This window comes from Hydrogenivirga sp. 128-5-R1-1 (assembly GCF_000171895.1).
Genome location: NZ_ABHJ01000350.1, coordinates 1 through 1,446, shown reverse-complemented (window position 1 = coordinate 1,446; position 1,446 = coordinate 1). Strand labels below are relative to the sequence as shown.

Sequence of the window (1,446 nt, the reverse complement as noted above, 5' to 3'; positions counted from 1 at the left end):
AGGAGTAGAGCCAAAAGAAATTCAGATTAGAAAAATGAAAAACAAATGGGCAAGCTGCTCATCAAAAGGAAGGCTTACATTTTCACATGATTTATTATTTCAACCGGAAGATTTTAGAAATGAGGTTATAGTTCACGAATTGCTTCATTTAAAATATCCAACCCATAATAAAATGTTTAAAACTTTATTGAATGTTTATCTGAAAAATATATAATTTTAGAACTTAATTTATAAAGTTTAGTTATAGAGGAAATAATGGAAAAAGTTAATATAACTGACAAAAATAAACTGCTGGAAAATTATTTTTCTAAAAAAGAAGAAATAATAAAAAACCACTACAACGGTGAATCAGGTCTTAATACTGTTAGAGCGCTTTCTAACCTTACTGATGAAACAATAAGAGGGTTTGCAAACCTTGCTTTTGATAACCCTGAGGATGTTTCCATCGTTGTTTTAGGTGGATACGGCAGAAGGGAGCTTTGTTTTAAATCTGATATTGATATATCCCTTGTTTTTGAAGAGTCAAACTTTGAAAAATTAAAGGCAGGTCTTGAAAGTTTTTATTATATGCTCCTTGATTTAAAGGTTGATATAGGATTTTCTCCAAGAGACATTCAAACATTTATGAAACTTGCAAATGAAGACTTAACAGTTGCAACTTCCCTCCTTCAAGGAAGACTTTTATGGGGAAATAAAGAAATTTATCAAAAACTTATAAAAAAATTTAAAAACCTAATAAAAAGAAAAAAACAGGCTTATATTAATGCAACACTAAAATCAAGAAAATCAAGATATCAAAAAACCGGCAGTAGTATATACATGATGGAGCCCCACGTAAAAGAAGGTGAAGGGGGTCTTAGAGATTTTCACGAAGTTTATTGGATAGCAAAAGTATTAGACAACGTTGAAGATTACAGATACTTTGTAGAAAAAAACATAATACTTGAAGAAGAATATGTAGAGCTTGAAAGAGCTTATGATTTTATTTTAAAGATAAGAAACCAGATGCATTTAATATGCAATAAAAAATGTGATGTTCTTGTTTTTCCTCTTCAGGAAGAAGTGGCAAAGAAACTTGGATTTGCAAAAGAAGATGATGATGAAGAAACTTTGAGAAGCTCTGTTGAGCAAATGATGAAACTATACTATCTGAATGCAAAATCAATAAATACAATAACAAAAAGAATTTTGAAAAATTTAACAGAAGAAAACGATATAGAAATCCATACCCCAATAGATGATGTTTTTGCAAGAACTTCAACTGAACTTGAAGTTATAAATCCTGAAAAATTTGAAAAAAACCCAGTAAATATATTAAAGGCTTTCAAATACTATAAAGACTATCATTTAGATTTTTCTTCACAACTTGAGTACTTACTTAGAAAAAATGAAAAAAAATTAAAAGAAAAAACAGACAATCTTGAAGTACAGAGACTTGTTAGAGAA

2 protein-coding genes are annotated in these 1,446 nt (G+C 29.0%); both read left to right on the top strand.

All coding sequences use genetic code 11. From position 1 onward, the window contains the following. The coding region (locus HG1285_RS19260; RefSeq protein WP_008289324.1) for a M48 family metallopeptidase at nt 1-214 on the top strand (214 nt) is incomplete at its 5' end. A gap of 41 nt (nt 215-255) precedes the next feature. Next, nucleotides 256-1,446: DUF294 nucleotidyltransferase-like domain-containing protein (locus HG1285_RS01720; RefSeq protein WP_008289323.1), on the top strand; the 1,191-nt coding region annotated here is incomplete at its 3' end.